We start from the raw sequence: 16080 nt of genomic DNA on the forward strand, positions 1-16080 counted from the left end.
TCGAGCGGCTCGTCCCCGTCGATAAGGCCCGCTTCTCGCAGGTACGGCAGGCAGAGATTGGTCACCCTCTCCACGCCGGCGACCCTTATATGCTGTCCGTTCAGCCAATTGAGCTTGGCGATGTCGAAGATAGCGGGGCTTTTTGAGATACGGTCTATTTTAAACGCTGCGGCCAGTTCATGGAGTAAGAAGACCTCTCTTGTCTCTTCGGGCGCCCAGCTCAAAAGGGCTAAGTAATTATTAATAGCCTCCGGCAGATAGCCGCGCCTGCGATATTCGTCGACCGAGGTCGCGCCGTGCCGTTTGCTGAGCTTGCCGCCGTCCGGGCCTAGAATCATCGCGTTGTGGGCAAACTCCGGCACCGGGTACCCGAGCGCCTTGAAGAGCGGCACGTGCTTCGCCGTGTTCGTTATATGGTCCTCACCGCGTATGACATGGGATACCTTCATCTCGCCGTCGTCTACTACGACCGCCAGGTGATAGGAGGGCGACCCGTCGGAGCGGAGGATTACGAAATCACCTATGACCTCGCTCGAGAAATCGATAGCGCCCCGGACCAAATCGCGTATCGTTATCATCCCGTCGGGAACCCGAAATCGTAGCGCCGCTTTTTTACCCTCGGCCAGGTGCCGCGCCTCCTGCTCAGCGGTGAGTTCGCGGCAGGTCCCCTCGTACTTGGGCATCAGCCCGGCAGCCAGACGCGTTCTGCGTCGCTCTTCCAGCTCTTCGGGAGCGCAATAGCAGCGATAAGCCTGCCCTGTATCGAGCAATTCATCGGTCTTCTTGCGATAAATATCAAAACGCTCGCTCTGCCGGTATGGACCAAAACCGCCGCCGATATCGGGGCCTTCATCCCAATTCAGCCCCATCCAGGCCAGGTCCTCGAGAATCGAGGTCTCGAACTCGGCCGTCGAACGGCTTAAATCCGTATCCTCGACCCTTATCACAAACGACCCGTCCATCTTTCTGGCGTAGAGCCAGTTTAAAAGTGCCGTTCGCGCGGTGCCGATATGCAGGTGCCCTGTCGGGCTCGGCGCAAATCTAACCCGTACATCGCTCATTCTATTTAAAACCTCTCTTCGTGAAGTGCTTTTACTCTTGAAAGGGCAACCTAATCGACCTAATACCCAAAGGTCGTATTTTCATCGCCGCCTAAATGCTCGGCTTGCGCTATATCTCTTCAACCAGTACGACCGCCTGCGCCGCGACTCCTTCGCCGCGGCCCGTAAACCCGAGCCCTTCGGTCGTAGTCGCCTTGACGCTTACCCTCGATACTTCGAGCCCGGCGGCGGCTGAAATAACTTCGCGCATCCGCTCCCTGAACGGTGCGAGCTTCGGTCGCTCGAGAACAACGGTCACATCGATATTTACGAGCCGGAATCCCTTCTCTTCCAAAATACCGACAGCGTCTTGGAGCAAAGCTATGCTGGAGATATCCTTAAACGCGCTATCGGTATCGGGAAAGTAGCGGCCCAGGTCGCCGGCGGCCGCTGCGCCGAACATCGCATCGATAATCGCGTGCGTCAGGACATCGGCATCGGAATGGCCCTCCAGGCCGAACTCGAACGGAACCTCGACGCCACCGAGAACGAGCGGACGCCCCTCAACGAACCTATGCACATCGAAACCGGTTCCAACCCTCATCCGTCTCTCACTTGTGGTTTATCGCCATATGACATCTAAATCTCGCGACTTACGGCACCCTGCGATATGCGCGAACGGCTCTCTCATCGGTCGCGGTCGGTCTCAGCGAACCTCTCCTCCATAAGTGCTTCCGCGAAGACTAAATCGGTAGACGTCGTTATCTTGATGTTCTCATCAGAGCCCTTGACTACCTTTATCCGCCCTCCGACCCGCTCGACCAATACCGCGTCATCGGTCCCGTTAAAGCCCTCGCGCCGGGCGCGCTGGTAGGCTTCGAAGAGCAGTTTGTATCGAAAAACCTGCGGCGTCTGTATCTGCCATGTCAAATCGCGCGGCAATGTCTCCGCGATATAGCCGTCGCGAACGAGTTTTATCGTATCCTTGGCGGGAACACCCGCTACCGCGCCGTCGCAATCGCCGGCCGCGCCTATGACCTCATCGATAAGGCGCGACGTGACCAATGGCCGCGCCCCGTCATGGACCGCCACGAGATCGACGCCCTCAAACTCGGCAGCCGCCAACAGGCCATTGTGGACCGAATCCCGGCGCTCGTCTCCACCGATTACTACACGGTCCGCCTTGATGATGCCGTGTTCATCTATCACATCCAGGCACTTCTTAACGTTCTCTTCCGCTACCACGACTACAATCGCATCGATCGAGAGCGCCCGCTCGAAGGCCGCAAGCGTATGGGCTATCACCGGTCTTCGGGCCAGCTCCAAAAACTGCTTGCCGCCTTCCGTCCCCATGCGCCTGCCTTTTCCGGCGGCGACTATCAGCGCCAGGTTCATACTACTCTTTCGCCACCAATCAAACTTTCATCCGACCGAAAATCATGCGCCCGGCCGGCGTCTGCAACACACTGGTCACCGTTATCTCGACTTCGTCGCCGACGTGGATTTTTCCGCCATCGACGACGACCATCGTCCCGTCATCCAGGTAGCCGACTCCTTGGCCCGCTTCCTTGCCTTCACGGATAATCCCGACATACATCTCCTCGCCCGGCAACACCACCGGCTTGAGAGCGTTAGCCAGCTCGTTCAAGTTCAATACTTGCACGCCTTCAAAATCCGCCACTTTATTGAGATTATAATCGTTCGTCACTATCGGCGAGCCCGTATCGTTCGCGAGCTTAACGAGTTTCGCGTCGACATCCGCCACGTCGGGATAGTCGCGCTCGAGAATCTCGAGGTGGAGCGTGGGTATATTCTGGAGCGTCTTCAAGATATCCAGCCCCCTTCTTCCCCGGTTCCGTTTGAGCGAATCCTCGGAATCGGCTATCATCTGAAGCTCCCGCAAGACAAACCGCGGAATATTGAGGACTCCCTCGACAAATCCGGTCTTTGCGACATCCGCGATTCGCCCGTCGATGATCACACTCGTGTCCAGCAGCTTCGCTGTTCCTAAATCGAGTTTCGACCCTGAAGGCGCCTGCCCTTTAGCCAACGGTGACGGTATGGCGCGCATGAATAACTGTAGCTCTTCTCTCTTCTTGAGAGATATTCGAACGCCCAAATACCCGAGGATGACGAAAGCGAATATGGCCACCGAGAACTGCAGAAACGGAATCTGGATATAACCGAACGGTATAGATACCAGCCACGCCAAAATCAACCCCGACAAGAGTCCGAAGAGCGCGAGAAAAAGGTCTCCGGTCGGAAGTTTCTGCGCATTATTCTCCAACCAGTTTAAAGTCACCAACAACCGGCGCCCGATTATACCACCGAGAACATAACCGATAGCGACTCCCAGTAATATATAAAGTATAAGTGCGGGAAATTCATATTGGGAGAGCGGTTCGGGTATGGGCGTGGTGACGGCCAGCTGATAGGCCCCGACGGCGCCGGTTACAATGAAAACAACGCGTATTAACTGTAACACATCAATCACCCCTATCTTAAGTTTTGGTCAATTCTTGCATCAAGAAAGCTACATTATAGGCGCTCACCTCCAAGCAGAACTTACCCATTTCCCAGCATTTTTCAGCAAGCCTTCTAGCGCTTGCCGAGGTACGCATAATGATGACTGCACATAGACTGCTTAAGATCGATAAATTTAAAAAACCTTGTCGGTACTTTTTCGTTTTTTGCTAAAGCTAAATAATTACGCATTTTTAAGGATAGCACAGTTAGCCGATGCTTAGCCATGAACAAGCCGGACAAATATTCGAGTTACAACAGGGGGAGTTTTCAATCGACGCTATGCGACGCGTTGACAAGCGTCCGTCGGGTTACTACAATTAGTTCAACCGGAGCCTACAAGGGGTGTTAAATGGGCGATAGAGGTTGTCGGCAATTTCAAAGTGCTGTCTCGGAGTATCTTGTGCGACACAAGAGTATCCTCGATGTCATGTCGAGACTCCAAGATTCCACCGCCCATGTAAACCGCGCCATCGTCAAGTCGGTCACGGCTTGCGGATGTCTGAAGATCGATGCGGGCAAACAAACGGTGCCGGACGACGCCTCGCTCATCGACATCATCGACTATATCCAGACCCACGTCTCCGGGGATCTCTGCTCGAACTGCCTGGAAAACGTCGAGAGCGAACTGGGTAACACCCTCTTTTACCTGGCGGGAATCTGCAATCTTCTCGGCCTGGAAATGGACAATATTATCTGCAGAGAGAATAATCGCCTGGAAACGCTGGGGTTTTACAACTTGACTTAGCCCCGCTCTCGCGGCTTGGGGTTAGATATACCTCTCCAGGATGTTGTACTCTTTGAGGCGCTGCAGGCCATGCTTGATGGCTTTCGCCCTTATCTCACCGACGCCCTCTACCGCATCCAAACCTTCGATACTCGCGCCCATGATGGACTGCAGGTCACGGAACTTGTTGACTATCTTGTCGATGACGCTCGACGGCAGCCGCGGAATCTTACTTAGCAAACGATACCCGCGCGAATGCAAGGGTTGTTCGAGAAAATCGACGGTATCCTTATAGCCCAGAACGACTCCGATCTCGGAAAGGTCGAGCAACTCCTCCGAGGTCAGATTTACGAGGCTCTCTTTAACCCCGGTTATTTTCTTGAGATTGGCCGTGTAGTCTTTGATTATCATCGACGCTTGTTCTTCGGTGTTGCCGACCAGCTCATCGAGTTGCATCCTGATAAGACGCCCTTCCGTGCCAAGCTCGCTGATATAGCGCTCTATCTCCCGCGAGACGCGCCCGACCATCTCCGAACGCTGCAAGACCGTAACGACATCCAAGAGGGTGACTAGGTCTTCGAATTCAAGGGCGCTAAGGTTTGCCAAAACCTCGTCGAGGCGAAGCTTATATTTCTCCAGGGTCTGCAAGGCTTGGTTCGCTTTAGCTAAAAGAACTCTGATATCCTGCAAGGCATACTTGATGCCGTCGTAGTAGATGCTGATGAGATCCCTTTTTTGAGATATCGAGATGACCAGCGCTTTCGTCTGTCGCGCGACGCGCTCCGCTGTCCGGTGACGCATACCCGTCTCGCTCGTAGGCAAAGTCGGGTCGGGTACCAGGTGGACATTGGCCCTTATTATGTGGCTTAGGTCGGCGTCCAAAAGTATCGCGCCGTCCATTTTAGCAAGCTCGAACAAGCGTTGCGCTGAAAATTCCACAGTCAGTTCGAAACCGCCGTTACAGAGAGTCTCCGCCTCTTCGGTGTCGCCGATTACGATGAGAGCGCCGGTGCGCGCGCTTAGAATGTGCTCAAGCCCTTCCCTAAACTCGGTTCCGGGCGCGACCCTGGCTAAGGTCTTTATCAATTCCTTTTCTTCACGGCGGCTAAACTGCATCTGAGCACCTACTGGAGTCGACTACATAAAAGTCCGGCTTGGCCGACCCGACATTTGATATACAGACCTCCCCGACCTAAGAGATCTTGGGTGCGGCTATCGAAGAAATATTAGACCGGCATAGATATACCTAATAATAACCAAAAATTTCTGTTTAATCCATCGGCGAAAATTCGAGCCCGGTTAATAGACTTTTTCGAGAAGCTAAATTATTCAACCAGGTCGAGCGCGCTTCTAACGCTTTTAGCTTTAAGCAACTCGATACCGAGGTCGGATTTACCGGCAACATCTTGGTCTGGGACAACGGCGCGCTTAAATCCCAGCTTAGACGCCTCCTTGAGCCGCGCCTCGAGCCGGCTCACATAACGCACCTCTCCGGTAAGGCCGACTTCACCTATTGCGACCAGCTCTTTATCTATCGGTATCTCCTTGTGGGATGAGGCTATCGCAATAGCGACCGCCAAATCCGCGGCCGGCTCGGATATCTTTATCCCCCCGGCGACATTGAGATAGATGTCTTCCCGGCCCAAGTGCAAACCGACGCGCCGGTCGAGCACCGCTACGATGAGCGAGAGTCGATTATGGTCGTATCCGGTCGCCATCCGGCGCGGCATCGTCAGATAAGACGATGAAACAAGCGCTTGAAGCTCCACGAGCAAAGGCCGTGTTCCCTCGACTGTCGCGACGACAATCGACCCCGAAGGACAATCGGGTCGCCGGCTTAGAAACTGCGCCGAAGGGTTTGCGACCTCCATGAGACCGGCGTCGGTCATCTCGAAGATTCCTATCTCATTCGTCGAGCCAAAACGGTTCTTTACCGCCCGGACAATCCTGAAAGAATGGTAATTGTCGCCTTCGAAATAGAGAACCGTATCGACCATATGCTCGAGAACCCTCGGCCCGGCGATGGAGCCCTCTTTCGTCACGTGACCGGTGATAAAAATCGGCAGGTGGGTCTGCTTGGCGATGCGCATAAGGTAGTGGGTGCACTCGCGCACCTGCCCCACGCTCCCCGGCGCGGACGGCAGGTCGGGATGGAACATCGTCTGAATCGAATCGACGATAAGAAGCGCCGGCTCGCTTTGGCATATCTGGCGCTCGAGTACCATGACATCGGTTTCGGAGAGAAGGAGCAGCTTTTCGGAGAGCGCGCCTAGACGCTTCGCCCGCAGGCTTATCTGCCTCGGCGACTCCTCCCCCGAAGCGATCAGCACCGTGCCGAGGCGCTCACCGAGGCTGTGCGCGACCTGCAGCAAAAGGGTCGACTTGCCGATTCCCGGCTCGCCGCCGATTAAAACAAGCGAACCCGGCACCACTCCGCCGCCGAGAACGCGGTCGAACTCCGGCATGCCGGTAGGCACCCGGGCTTCAACGTCCGATACTATGCCGGTTACGGGCTGCGGTGCCTCAGCGGGCGCCAAACCCGCTTTCGACAGCGAAATGCCGGACTCAATGGGCTCCTCGACCATGGTGTTCCATTCACCGCAGTCGGGGCACCGTCCCATCCACTTAGGGGCGGTACACCCACACGCCCGGCATCGCACGAGATACTTTATTTTGCTCATACGCCGCGCTCACCGGCTGTTCCGACCGGTGACGCATCGAGACGGACAAAATCTATCTTGCTGTCCTTGGCGTCGATAATTATCTTGTCGCCGGCTTTGAAGTAGCCGTTGAGCAACGCTTCGGATAGCGGGTCCTCGATAAACCGCTGAATCGCGCGGCGAAGCGGCCTCGCTCCCATCGCGGGCTCATAGCCCTCTTTGACGAGAACCTCCTTGGCCTCTTCGCGCAGCTCGACTTCGATAGCCTGCTCTCTGAGCTGGTCAACGACCCTCTTGAACATCAGGTCGACAATGGTCTTAACGTGTTCCTTGTTTAGCTCGTGGAAAACTATACTGTCGTCTATCCGGTTGAGAAACTCCGGCCTGAAGGTCTTCTTTATCTCGCCCATGACCTTGGATTTCATCTCTTCGTATGATATGCCTTCTTGCGCTTTCCCGAAACCTAGCGGTGTTCCTTTCTGTATGAAGCGAGCACCGAGATTCGACGTCATAATTATTATGGTATTCTTAAAATCGACCGAGCGCCCCTGTGCGTCGGTAAGACGCCCGTCCTCCAATATCTGCAGAAGTATATTGAAGACATCGGGGTGCGCCTTCTCGATTTCGTCTAAGAGTACGACCGAGTAAGGCCGCCTGCGCACCTGCTCCGTAAGCTGGCCGCCTTCGTCGTAACCGACATATCCCGGCGGAGAGCCGACCATCCTCGATACGGTATGCTTCTCCATGTATTCCGACATATCGAGCTGGATTAGCGCTTTCTCGTCTCCGAAGAGAAACTCGGCGAGCGCTTTCGCAAGCTCGGTTTTGCCGACGCCCGACGGGCCGAGAAATATAAACGAACCCGAGGGTCGCTTCGGGTCTTTCAGGCCCGCGCGCGTCCTTCGAATCGCCTTGGAGACCGCCTTTATCGGCTCATCCTGTCCGACTATCCTCTTATGGAGTTCTTCCTCCATCCGAAGGAGTTTCGCTGTCTCTTCCTCGGTTAGGCGAAATACCGGAATTCCCGTCCAGGTCGCGACAATCTCGGCAATCTGTTCATCGGTAACGGCCGCAACCGGCATGCTGGCAAGCGCCTCCCATGTCGAGTCTTTCATAGTCAACTCTATTTCGAGACCGCGCTCTTTATCGCGGATACTCGCCGCTTTCTCAAAATCTTGAACCGCGATCGCGGCTTCTTTCTCACGTCGCAGATTGCGCAAGTCCTCTTCAATCTCGACGCTCTCGTCGGGCACATTCATCCTCTTCATGCGGACCTTGGACGAGGCCTCATCGACCAGGTCAATCGCTTTATCCGGCAAGAAGCGGTCGGCTATGTAGCGACTTGCAAGCTGCGCGGCCGCAATCAATGCGTCGTCCGTGATGGTAACTCTGTGATGATCCTCATAGCGTTGGCGAAGACCTTTTAGTATGTCGACGGTCTCCTCTACCGAGGGCTCGCCGACGACAATCGGCTGGAACCTGCGCTCGAGCGCCGCGTCCTTCTCTACATGCTTACGATATTCATCGAGTGTCGTCGCACCGATAGTCTGCAATTCGCCCCGGGCCAACGCCGGCTTCAAAATACTGGCCGCGTCGATTGCGCCCTCCGCGGCGCCCGCTCCGACCAAGTTGTGCATCTCATCGACGAAGAGAACGACGTCCCCTCGCTCGCGAATCTCTTTAATCACCTTTTTCAGGCGTTCTTCGAACTCACCGCGATACTTCGAGCCGGCTACGAGCGCTCCAAGGTCGAGCGTATATATCTCTTTGTCTTTGAGGATATCGGGCACGTCATTATTGGCTATGCGCTGGGCGAGACCTTCGACAACGGCCGTCTTGCCGACGCCGGGCTCACCGATGAGAACCGGATTGTTCTTGGTCCGACGGCTCAGAATCTGCATAACCCGCTCTATCTCTTTCTCCCGGCCGATAACCGGGTCGAGCGTATTCTCGCGAGCCAGCCGCGTGAGGTTGCGACCAAACTCGTCGAGGAGCGAGCCGCTGTAGGTGCGACCATAGGTCGCCGGTTCGCTCGTCTTTCCATAGTAGCCGCTCAGAAGCTGGATGACCTGATTTCTGACGCGGTCCAAATCGGCCCCCAAATTATATAAGACGCGGGCCGCAACGCCCTCACCTTCCCTGATGAGACCGAGCAAAATATGCTCGGTTCCTATGTAGTTGTGACCGAGTTGCAGTGCTTCACGCAACGACAACTCGAGAACTTTCTTTGCCCGCGGTGTAAACGGTATATGCCCGACCGGAGCCGACGTGCCCCTCCCTATAATCTCTTCGACCTGCGCGCGAACGTCGTAAAGACTGATACCCAGGCTCTGAAGGCCCCGCGCGGCGACACCCTCTTCTTCTCTTATCAGGCCCAAGAGAAGGTGCTCGGTTCCTATATAGTTTTGATTGAGCATGCGAGCTTCTTCCTGGGCGAACACCACTACCCTGCGCGCTCTCTCCGTAAATCGCTCAAACACGACCCATACTCCCTTTCCTTACTTCAATTAAGCTTTATGCACCTTCCGCTTACCATGAGTGCGATGGATGCGCGGCTACGTAATTGTAATATGCCCACAAATTTTTTGGCACAAACAGCTATTACTATATTACCATCAAACTCGCGCGACCGCTAAAGCGAGCAATCTACTGGAATGGCTGCAAAGCCGCCGCCAAGCCGCCGATTGTTCGCATTAAACGCAGTAGAATGCGAAAACTTAGATGTCTCGCACCTCCGATAGTTGTGACTGTCTGATAGTTATGATTATCGGCACGCGTTTCGCGATTCATTACTCGCCCGCTTCGCGCGCGAACCTACAATTAGGATACCGTAGATGGGAGGGAGAATCCAGCTCCGCAAAGACGAAGGCAATATGAATAAGGCGCCAAACCGGGGTTGGGCGCCGACTTAACGGCCGCCGGCCGCTAATCTTTCTCGGGACGCATGTGCGGAAAGCTTATGACCTCGCGAATCGAGTAATTATCGGTCAAGAGCATGACGAGCCGGTCGATACCTATGCCCATTCCGCCGGTAGGCGGCATGCCGTACTCCAGCGCCCGGACATAATCCTCGTCGACCTGTTTCGGCGCTTCCTCATCGCCGTATTCGAAGAGTTCGACTTGCGCCTCAAAACGCTCACGCTGGTCTATGGGGTCGGTCAACTCGGAAAACGCCGTGCCGACCTCGAGGCCGATGACTATCAACTCGAATCGCTCGGTTACTTCGGGGTCATCCTGCTTCTTCTTGGCGAGCGGGCTGATTTCGGTCGGATAATCGATGATAAAGGTCGGCTGCCACAGTTTCGCCTCGACCAGCTTCTCAAAGAGTTCGTTGATAAGCTTTCCCTTACCGTAATAGCTCTTGACCTCGATGCCGTGCTTTTTAGCAACCGAGCGCAAGTCGTCTATGTCCATATCGAAAGAGACCGTTTCTTCGCCATACCGCTCAATAGATTCGACCATAGTCAGCCGGAGCCACTTTCCAGAGAGGTCGACCGGCTTGTCCTGGTAGTCGAATTGTAGTGTTCCGAGGGCTGCTTCCGCGGCATGCTTGATAAGGCCCTCACATAAATCCATCATATCTTCGTAGTCGGCATAGGCCTGGTAGACCTCGAGCATCGTGAACTCCGGGTTGTGCCGGACCGATATCCCCTCGTTGCGGAAATTGCGGTTGAGTTCGTAGACCCGCTCCATATCGCCGACGATAAGGCGCTTTAAGTACAGCTCCGGCGCGATTCGCATATATAGATCGATATCGAGCGCCTGGTGATGAGTGATGAACGGCTTGGCCGTCGCCCCGCCCGGTATCGGCTGGAGCATCGGCGTCTCGACCTCTATGAAATCCCTGCTATCGAGCCACCGGCGCATCGCTTTGACGATTTTGGTCCTCGTGAGAAGCGTCTTTCTCGCTTGCTCGTTGATGATGAGGTCGACGTAGCGCCGGCGGTGCCTGGTCTCGACGTCTTTGAGTCCGTGCCATTTCTCGGGAAGCGGCCTCAGCGACTTCGTCAGCAGACTGAAGTCCCTAACGTCTATCGAGAGCTCACCCCGCCTCGTCTTAAAGACTATGCCGGTGACTCCGACGATGTCGCCGATGTCGTAATCGAGAAAAGCCTTGTACCTTTCTTCGCCGAGGGCGCCCATGGAAAGAAAGAGCTGTATGCCGGCGGTGCGGTCTTTCAAGACTATGAAACCGGCTTTCCCGTGGCGCCGAATAGCCATGATTCTGCCGGCTACGATAACCGTCTCCCCGGTCTGGTCCCCCGCTTCGATCGACTCGAATCGCTCGATTATTTCGGAGAGGATGTGCGTGCGGTCGAATTTAGACTTGAACGGATTATCGCCGGAAGCCCGCATAACATCGAGCTTCCGGCGTCTCTGCAGCATCAACTCATTAATATCTGAGGCTTGTTGTGTTGGCTCGTTATTCATGTGTCATCTATTTCTTTGCGGCGTTCTTCTTGATTTCGACTACCTTATACTCGAGAAAGCCCTCCGGCACACGAACCTGGACGACCTCCCCCGCTTTCTTACCCATAATAGCGCGCCCGACAGGAGATTCGTTCGATATCCTGTGATTCGTAGGGTCGGCTTCGAACGACCCGACTATCTGATACTCCTCCTCATCGCCCGACTCGACATCGAGCAGTACAACGCGTGAACCGACGCCGACCTTTGTCGATTTGCTCTGGCCGTTCTCTTCAATGACCTTTGCCAACGCAAGCATATCGTTGATCTGGATAATCCTGCCTTCCAGAAAGGCCTGCTCGTTCTTTGCGTCGTCATACTCGGAGTTTTCACTCAAATCTCCGAACTCGATGGCTTCTTTGATACGCTGCGCTACTTCCTTGCGACGCTTAGTCTCTAAATGGCGCAACTCTTCGACTAATTTGCTGTAACCTTCTTTGGTGAGAATGACTTCTTTCTCTGACAAACCGTTTCGCTCCTTTACATCTTAGAGGCCTTTGGCAACGATGCCGACCTCACGCGAGACTAGCTAAGTATTATATGGAAACGCCGTATAATTGTCAAAATATTTGTACCCGCGCATGGTCGTAAAAGATATCGGCAATACGGAAAAGAGTATTAGCGGGTATCGCCTGAATCATCGTGCTTAAAAGCGGGTCCCGTGCTAAACTCGGCACGCTCAGGATATGCCGGAGAGTTTAGGTTGCGCTCACGTGATTCTATTGGGCTAGGGCCATCTCAAATCGTGCTTTTTCCTTGATCTTTTGGATATGGGCATCGGTAAGTTTTCGCTCAAAACTCCGCAACCCCGCCAACTTAAAGCCGTGCTTCTCGGCAAAACCGTTTATCTCGCGGATTTTATCGACGCTTATATCTTTACCGAGCGTATAGTTCTCATAGCGCCCCTCCAGGGAGAGAATCATGGTCTCGGCCATACACGCGAGCGCCAACCGCTTAGGAAGGCCGAAATTGAAATTGAACTCGACATGCCCGGGCACCTCGACCACGCCTCCGTCGATTACCAAAACATCGGGTCTCGCCCTGACGACCAGCTCGGCAACGTCGCGCGGTCTAGCCACATCGCAGACGACGGCTCCCGCTTTTATAATCTCAGGCTTGATTATCGCATCCGCTGCTCCCGTTACGGTGATGATAATATCCGCCGAGCTTATCGCCGTGAGCGATGTGCTCACCTCGAGCGAACCGACCTTGCCCGCAAGCCGCGCGGCGAGTTTGTCGAGTCGCCTCTCATCCCGCCCGATAAGCGTCAAGCCGCCGACCTGCCCGGCGAGTATCTCCGCGCATGCGCTCCCTATCGAGCCCGTCGCTCCGACAACCGCCAGCCGAGACACGGCCAAATCTATCTCCATTTTCCGCGCCGCCTCGAGCGTGCCTTCGATAGCCGTCGCTATCGTGTAGGTGTTACCCGTCGTAATGGGAACCTTCGAGATTTTCGCCACTTCTCTACCGCCATCACCGGGGATTGCGGTAAACGCGCCGAGCCCGACGATTTTCGCCCCCTCTTTTCTCCCGACTTCGCAGGCTTTGGCTATCTTTTCGACGACATACTCTTGTTCCAGGTCGAAGAATTGGTTGGGCAAGAACGGGACGACTATGAACCAGCCGGCGGCAAGCTTGCCGGTTTGCGATTTTATGCCGGTAATCTCCGAAATCACAAACGGTTTGCGCCTTTTGAGGACGCTCCCGATTACGCGCGGCGAAATCTTCTTGGCTATCTTATATTTTTTTGCCACGTCTTCGATGTCCATCGGATGTATTAAAAAACCAAAAGTCTCCATCTCTTCTCCCTGCGCCAAACAAATCATTAGTTCTTCATCGACTATGCTGTCTATGCTGTCAGTTCAGTCGTTCGATTCTCGGTTTGAAATCGAGCCTCTTAAGAAGCTCTAAATAATCCTGTGCTTCGACCTCTTCCCACTCTTTACCCAAAAGCGCCAAGAAGGCCGCCTCCAGCACATTCGTCCCGAACGAGCGGCCCTCAAAGACCGGCGTGGTCGTAATTAGCAGCTCGACTCCGCGCCGCTTCAAGTCCGCGACATCGTCCGCGGTGGTCGTGTTGGTCAATATCCATTTACCCTTAAGATTCGCGGGCATATATTTTCTTATAAACAAATAGTCGCCGGCTATGATATCCGCTTCCTCGTAAAAGCGCGCATACTTCTCGTTCGACTCCTGCTCTTGCTTGCTTCCCGTCGGATACAACAACTTAAAGGGCATTCTGGTGACGATCGGCAATACTATCTTTGCGATTCTCGTAAAATTGTCCATCGTCCGGATAGGAAGCGGTATGTTCAGGCCGAATATCAAATCGCCGAATATCATCCTCGAACCCTGTAGGTCGATTGCTTGGGCCATCCCAAAACGGTCGACCGCGCTGACCATCAAGACCGTCTTATCGGAAAAAGACAGCCCGGCGTCCTCGACCAGATAACGGACCGTCTCGCGCTCCAAAGTGTCTTTAAGCCCACTTCCGTCGACGACCGGAGTCTCCTTGACGACATTCTTGAGTTTTTGCGCATCGCGTATGGCATAACGCCGGCCATCGGCAACGAGGTACAAATCGATGCCGCCGAGGCCTATCGCATCGACCTTGCCGTCGAGTTCACGCAGAACCTCCATGGTCTTTTTCATGTCCCCATCGGTCCCGAGGCGCTCGATTGTCATTCGTTCACCAAGAAGCTCTAGTTCAACTCTATGGTTTCTTTTTGAAGACCCCAAACTTGCGCTTACGACTCGTTTCAAGGCTCGGCCCCCTCCCGTCGGTAATGCTTTCCAGCAGATCGCATAAGACCTCGGGCTTTACCTTCTTATCTTTTTTGATGGGAGAGTTCCCCAGCGGGACGCCGATTACCTCGCGGTCGAGGATTTTTTCGAGCATAGCGATGCGCTTATCCGACGCCAGAAAGACGACCACATCGAAATCTTTGAGACTCGCCAAGAGTTCGAGGAGTTCATTGAATATCTCCGCGCCGCTCCGCCTCAGCACATAGTCCTTGCGCTCTTTTTCGCTCAAGAAATAGACGAGGTCGACCGCGAACTTCCCCGCGACCGACTCCAGCTCTTCTTTATTGGCTAAAGGAAAGCCGATGACGGCGATACGGTTTCCCCGCCGAACTTCCCCCAAGCCTTCGAGATGCGATACGAAGGCCCTCTCGACACCGAGCGAGAACGCGACCTCCTGCTGGGTCGCCCCGACGGCACGGCGATTTAGGATCTCGCCGATGATATTTGAAAGCCTGTCGCGGTCGACTATTTTATCGCCGATTCTGAGCAGCTTCATCGTTCCCCTTGTGCACAATTTTGTGTACAATTTCTTCTATAGTTTAAACCAACGCTCGCGGGAGTTCAACTATCACTCGCTCGTGCTTTGCGGAAGCTCGCCGAGCTTAAGCGAGAGCGATTCCTTTTTGCCCCCCCTGTAAATCTCGAGTTCGATAGTCTCGCCTACCTTGTTGTCCCGGACGATGCCGACCAACTCATCCATGGTCGCGATCGTCACACCATCGATCTTTGTCACGACATCGCCGCCGATTATTATCTCACCCTGGCTGGTAATAAGGCGCTTGTCGCCGCCTTTTATCCCGGCGACCGCCGCGGGGCTTCCCTGGAAGACCCGTACTATCAGAACCCCCCGGTCCACGGGTAGCTTCATGAGGTCGGCGAACTCTTTGTTGATCTCGATACCGCTTATGCCCACCCACGGATGGCTCGCTCTCCCTTCATCTTCGAGCTGCGCGGTGATGTCCCTGACCGTGTTGCTGGGCACCGCAAACGCGACACCGGCGAAATCGCCCGAGCGCGCGGCAATCTGCGAATTGACGCCGATTACCTTTCCGGTCGCGTCTATCAGCGGCCCGCCGCTGTTGCCCGGGTTGACCGCCGCATCGGTCTGGACGACATTGCGGATTTTAAACTGCCCGTTCGGCGAGTCGATGGTCCGGTTGAGGGCGCTGATAATCCCTTCGGTCATCGTCCCCTCAAGCCCGAACGGTGAGCCGATGGCATATACCGAATCGCCGACTTTCAGCTTCGAGCTGTCGCCAAGCTCGAGGACTTCCAACTCGCGCTTACCCGGGTCTATCTTAAGAAGCGCGAGGTCCGTGTTGATGTCGGTGCCTAAAAGTTTAGCTTCGACCTCGGACTTGTCACTTAAGACCACGGTAATTCGGCTCGCCTTCACGTTCGAGCCTTCGACGACATGGGCGTTGGTGACGATGAGGCCTGTGCCGTCGATAATAAAGCCGGAACCTTCGGCTACCTGCGTCTCGACAATCGGAAAGCCGAAGAAGTCGGTTCGCGCTCCCGTAAAGGCAGACCTTACATGGACGACACCGTTGTTGAATCGCTCGTACACCTCAGCCGGCGATAAGGCCCGCTGAGACGTTTTAGCCCCGGAGTCGGGCGCGGTCGTAGTGGTCGTCGCCCCGGTAACCGCAGCGTCCCGTTGCGGGACAACGTAAGTGATACCCCCAAAGACCAGCGCGCCGCCGACAATAGCTGCGACAAGGCTCGTAATGGCTGTTTTCCACATATGTGTCTTCCTTCCCTGACATAAATAGACTTGAGCCGGTGCTAAGAAGTAATGGTTTGTGGGCTTGGTTCGTTCGTTATCGATAAAGACTTCGATTTCCGTGTATTATGA

General features: G+C 54.7%; 14 protein-coding genes. 1 reads left to right on the forward strand and 13 read right to left on the reverse strand.

Annotated elements, in window-relative coordinates; all coding sequences use genetic code 11:
• The 4 genes from KGZ93_01635 to KGZ93_01650 all read right to left on the reverse strand — a co-directional run.
• Positions 1–1061: glutamate--tRNA ligase (locus KGZ93_01635; protein MBS3908329.1), on the reverse strand; the 1061-nt coding region annotated here is incomplete at its 3' end.
• A 109-nt stretch (positions 1062–1170) separates the two neighbouring features.
• Entirely contained in the window at positions 1171–1644 is a 474-nt protein-coding gene (locus KGZ93_01640) for a 2-C-methyl-D-erythritol 2,4-cyclodiphosphate synthase (GenBank protein MBS3908330.1), read from the reverse strand.
• An 83-nt stretch (positions 1645–1727) separates the two neighbouring features.
• Positions 1728–2435, reverse strand: coding sequence for a 2-C-methyl-D-erythritol 4-phosphate cytidylyltransferase (gene ispD, locus KGZ93_01645; GenBank protein ID MBS3908331.1), 708 nt, complete (start codon positions 2433–2435; stop codon positions 1728–1730).
• 19 nt (positions 2436–2454) lie between these two features.
• Complete coding sequence (locus KGZ93_01650) at positions 2455–3525, reverse strand: TRAM domain-containing protein (GenBank protein ID MBS3908332.1); 1071 nt, start codon at positions 3523–3525, stop codon at positions 2455–2457.
• Positions 3526–3915: 390 nt separating this feature from the next.
• Here KGZ93_01650 and KGZ93_01655 point away from each other — a divergent pair, with 390 nt between their 5' ends.
• On the forward strand, positions 3916–4311 hold the full coding sequence (locus KGZ93_01655) for a DUF1573 domain-containing protein (GenBank protein MBS3908333.1): 396 nt from the start codon (positions 3916–3918) through the stop codon (positions 4309–4311).
• 21 nt (positions 4312–4332) lie between these two features.
• Here KGZ93_01655 and disA read toward each other — a convergent pair whose 3' ends face one another.
• The 9 genes from disA to KGZ93_01700 form a co-directional block, all read right to left on the reverse strand.
• A complete protein-coding gene (gene disA / locus KGZ93_01660; protein ID MBS3908334.1) occupies positions 4333–5406 on the reverse strand; it encodes a DNA integrity scanning diadenylate cyclase DisA in 1074 nt (357 codons plus the stop codon).
• Positions 5407–5615: 209 nt separating this feature from the next.
• Positions 5616–6971, reverse strand: coding sequence for a DNA repair protein RadA (gene radA, locus KGZ93_01665; GenBank protein MBS3908335.1), 1356 nt, complete (start codon positions 6969–6971; stop codon positions 5616–5618).
• Positions 6968–9430: an ATP-dependent Clp protease ATP-binding subunit gene (locus KGZ93_01670; protein MBS3908336.1), complete on the reverse strand. Its 2463-nt coding sequence runs from the start codon at positions 9428–9430 to the stop codon at positions 6968–6970. Before KGZ93_01670 ends, radA begins: the two co-directional genes overlap by 4 nt.
• 445 nt (positions 9431–9875) lie before the next feature.
• Positions 9876–11381, reverse strand: coding sequence for a lysine--tRNA ligase (gene lysS / locus KGZ93_01675; GenBank protein MBS3908337.1), 1506 nt, complete (start codon positions 11379–11381; stop codon positions 9876–9878).
• 7 nt (positions 11382–11388) lie between these two features.
• Positions 11389–11883, reverse strand: a complete 495-nt coding sequence (gene greA, locus KGZ93_01680) for a transcription elongation factor GreA (protein MBS3908338.1) — start codon at positions 11881–11883, stop codon at positions 11389–11391.
• A gap of 253 nt (positions 11884–12136) precedes the next feature.
• A complete protein-coding gene (locus tag KGZ93_01685; protein MBS3908339.1) occupies positions 12137–13216 on the reverse strand; it encodes a shikimate dehydrogenase in 1080 nt (359 codons plus the stop codon).
• Between the two features lie 58 nt (positions 13217–13274).
• A complete protein-coding gene (locus KGZ93_01690; protein MBS3908340.1) occupies positions 13275–14180 on the reverse strand; it encodes a quinate 5-dehydrogenase in 906 nt (301 codons plus the stop codon).
• Positions 14131–14718: a transcriptional regulator gene (locus KGZ93_01695; protein ID MBS3908341.1), complete on the reverse strand. Its 588-nt coding sequence runs from the start codon at positions 14716–14718 to the stop codon at positions 14131–14133. Before KGZ93_01695 ends, KGZ93_01690 begins: the two co-directional genes overlap by 50 nt.
• 72 nt (positions 14719–14790) lie before the next feature.
• Positions 14791–15969, reverse strand: coding sequence for a trypsin-like peptidase domain-containing protein (locus KGZ93_01700; GenBank protein ID MBS3908342.1), 1179 nt, complete (start codon positions 15967–15969; stop codon positions 14791–14793).
• Between the last annotated feature and the right edge of the window lie 111 nt (positions 15970–16080).

The sequence above is a fragment of the Actinomycetota bacterium genome (assembly GCA_018333515.1).
GTDB lineage: Bacteria > Actinomycetota > Aquicultoria > Aquicultorales > Aquicultoraceae > Aquicultor.

What these genes read in the sequence shown, in the direction of transcription:
- KGZ93_01695 (MBS3908341.1), bottom strand. Translation starts at nt 14,718, where the DNA reads ATGAAGCTGCTCAGAATCGGCGATAAAATAGTCGACCGCGACAGGCTT.
- KGZ93_01700 (MBS3908342.1), bottom strand. Translation starts at nt 15,969, where the DNA reads ATGTGGAAAACAGCCATTACGAGCCTTGTCGCAGCTATTGTCGGCGGC.
- ispD (MBS3908331.1), bottom strand. Translation starts at nt 2,435, where the DNA reads ATGAACCTGGCGCTGATAGTCGCCGCCGGAAAAGGCAGGCGCATGGGG.
- KGZ93_01640 (MBS3908330.1), bottom strand. Translation starts at nt 1,644, where the DNA reads ATGAGGGTTGGAACCGGTTTCGATGTGCATAGGTTCGTTGAGGGGCGT.
- KGZ93_01685 (MBS3908339.1), bottom strand. Translation starts at nt 13,216, where the DNA reads ATGGAGACTTTTGGTTTTTTAATACATCCGATGGACATCGAAGACGTG.
- KGZ93_01655 (MBS3908333.1), top strand. Translation starts at nt 3,916, where the DNA reads ATGGGCGATAGAGGTTGTCGGCAATTTCAAAGTGCTGTCTCGGAGTAT.
- disA (MBS3908334.1), bottom strand. Translation starts at nt 5,406, where the DNA reads ATGCAGTTTAGCCGCCGTGAAGAAAAGGAATTGATAAAGACCTTAGCC.
- lysS (MBS3908337.1), bottom strand. Translation starts at nt 11,381, where the DNA reads ATGAATAACGAGCCAACACAACAAGCCTCAGATATTAATGAGTTGATG.
- radA (MBS3908335.1), bottom strand. Translation starts at nt 6,971, where the DNA reads ATGAGCAAAATAAAGTATCTCGTGCGATGCCGGGCGTGTGGGTGTACC.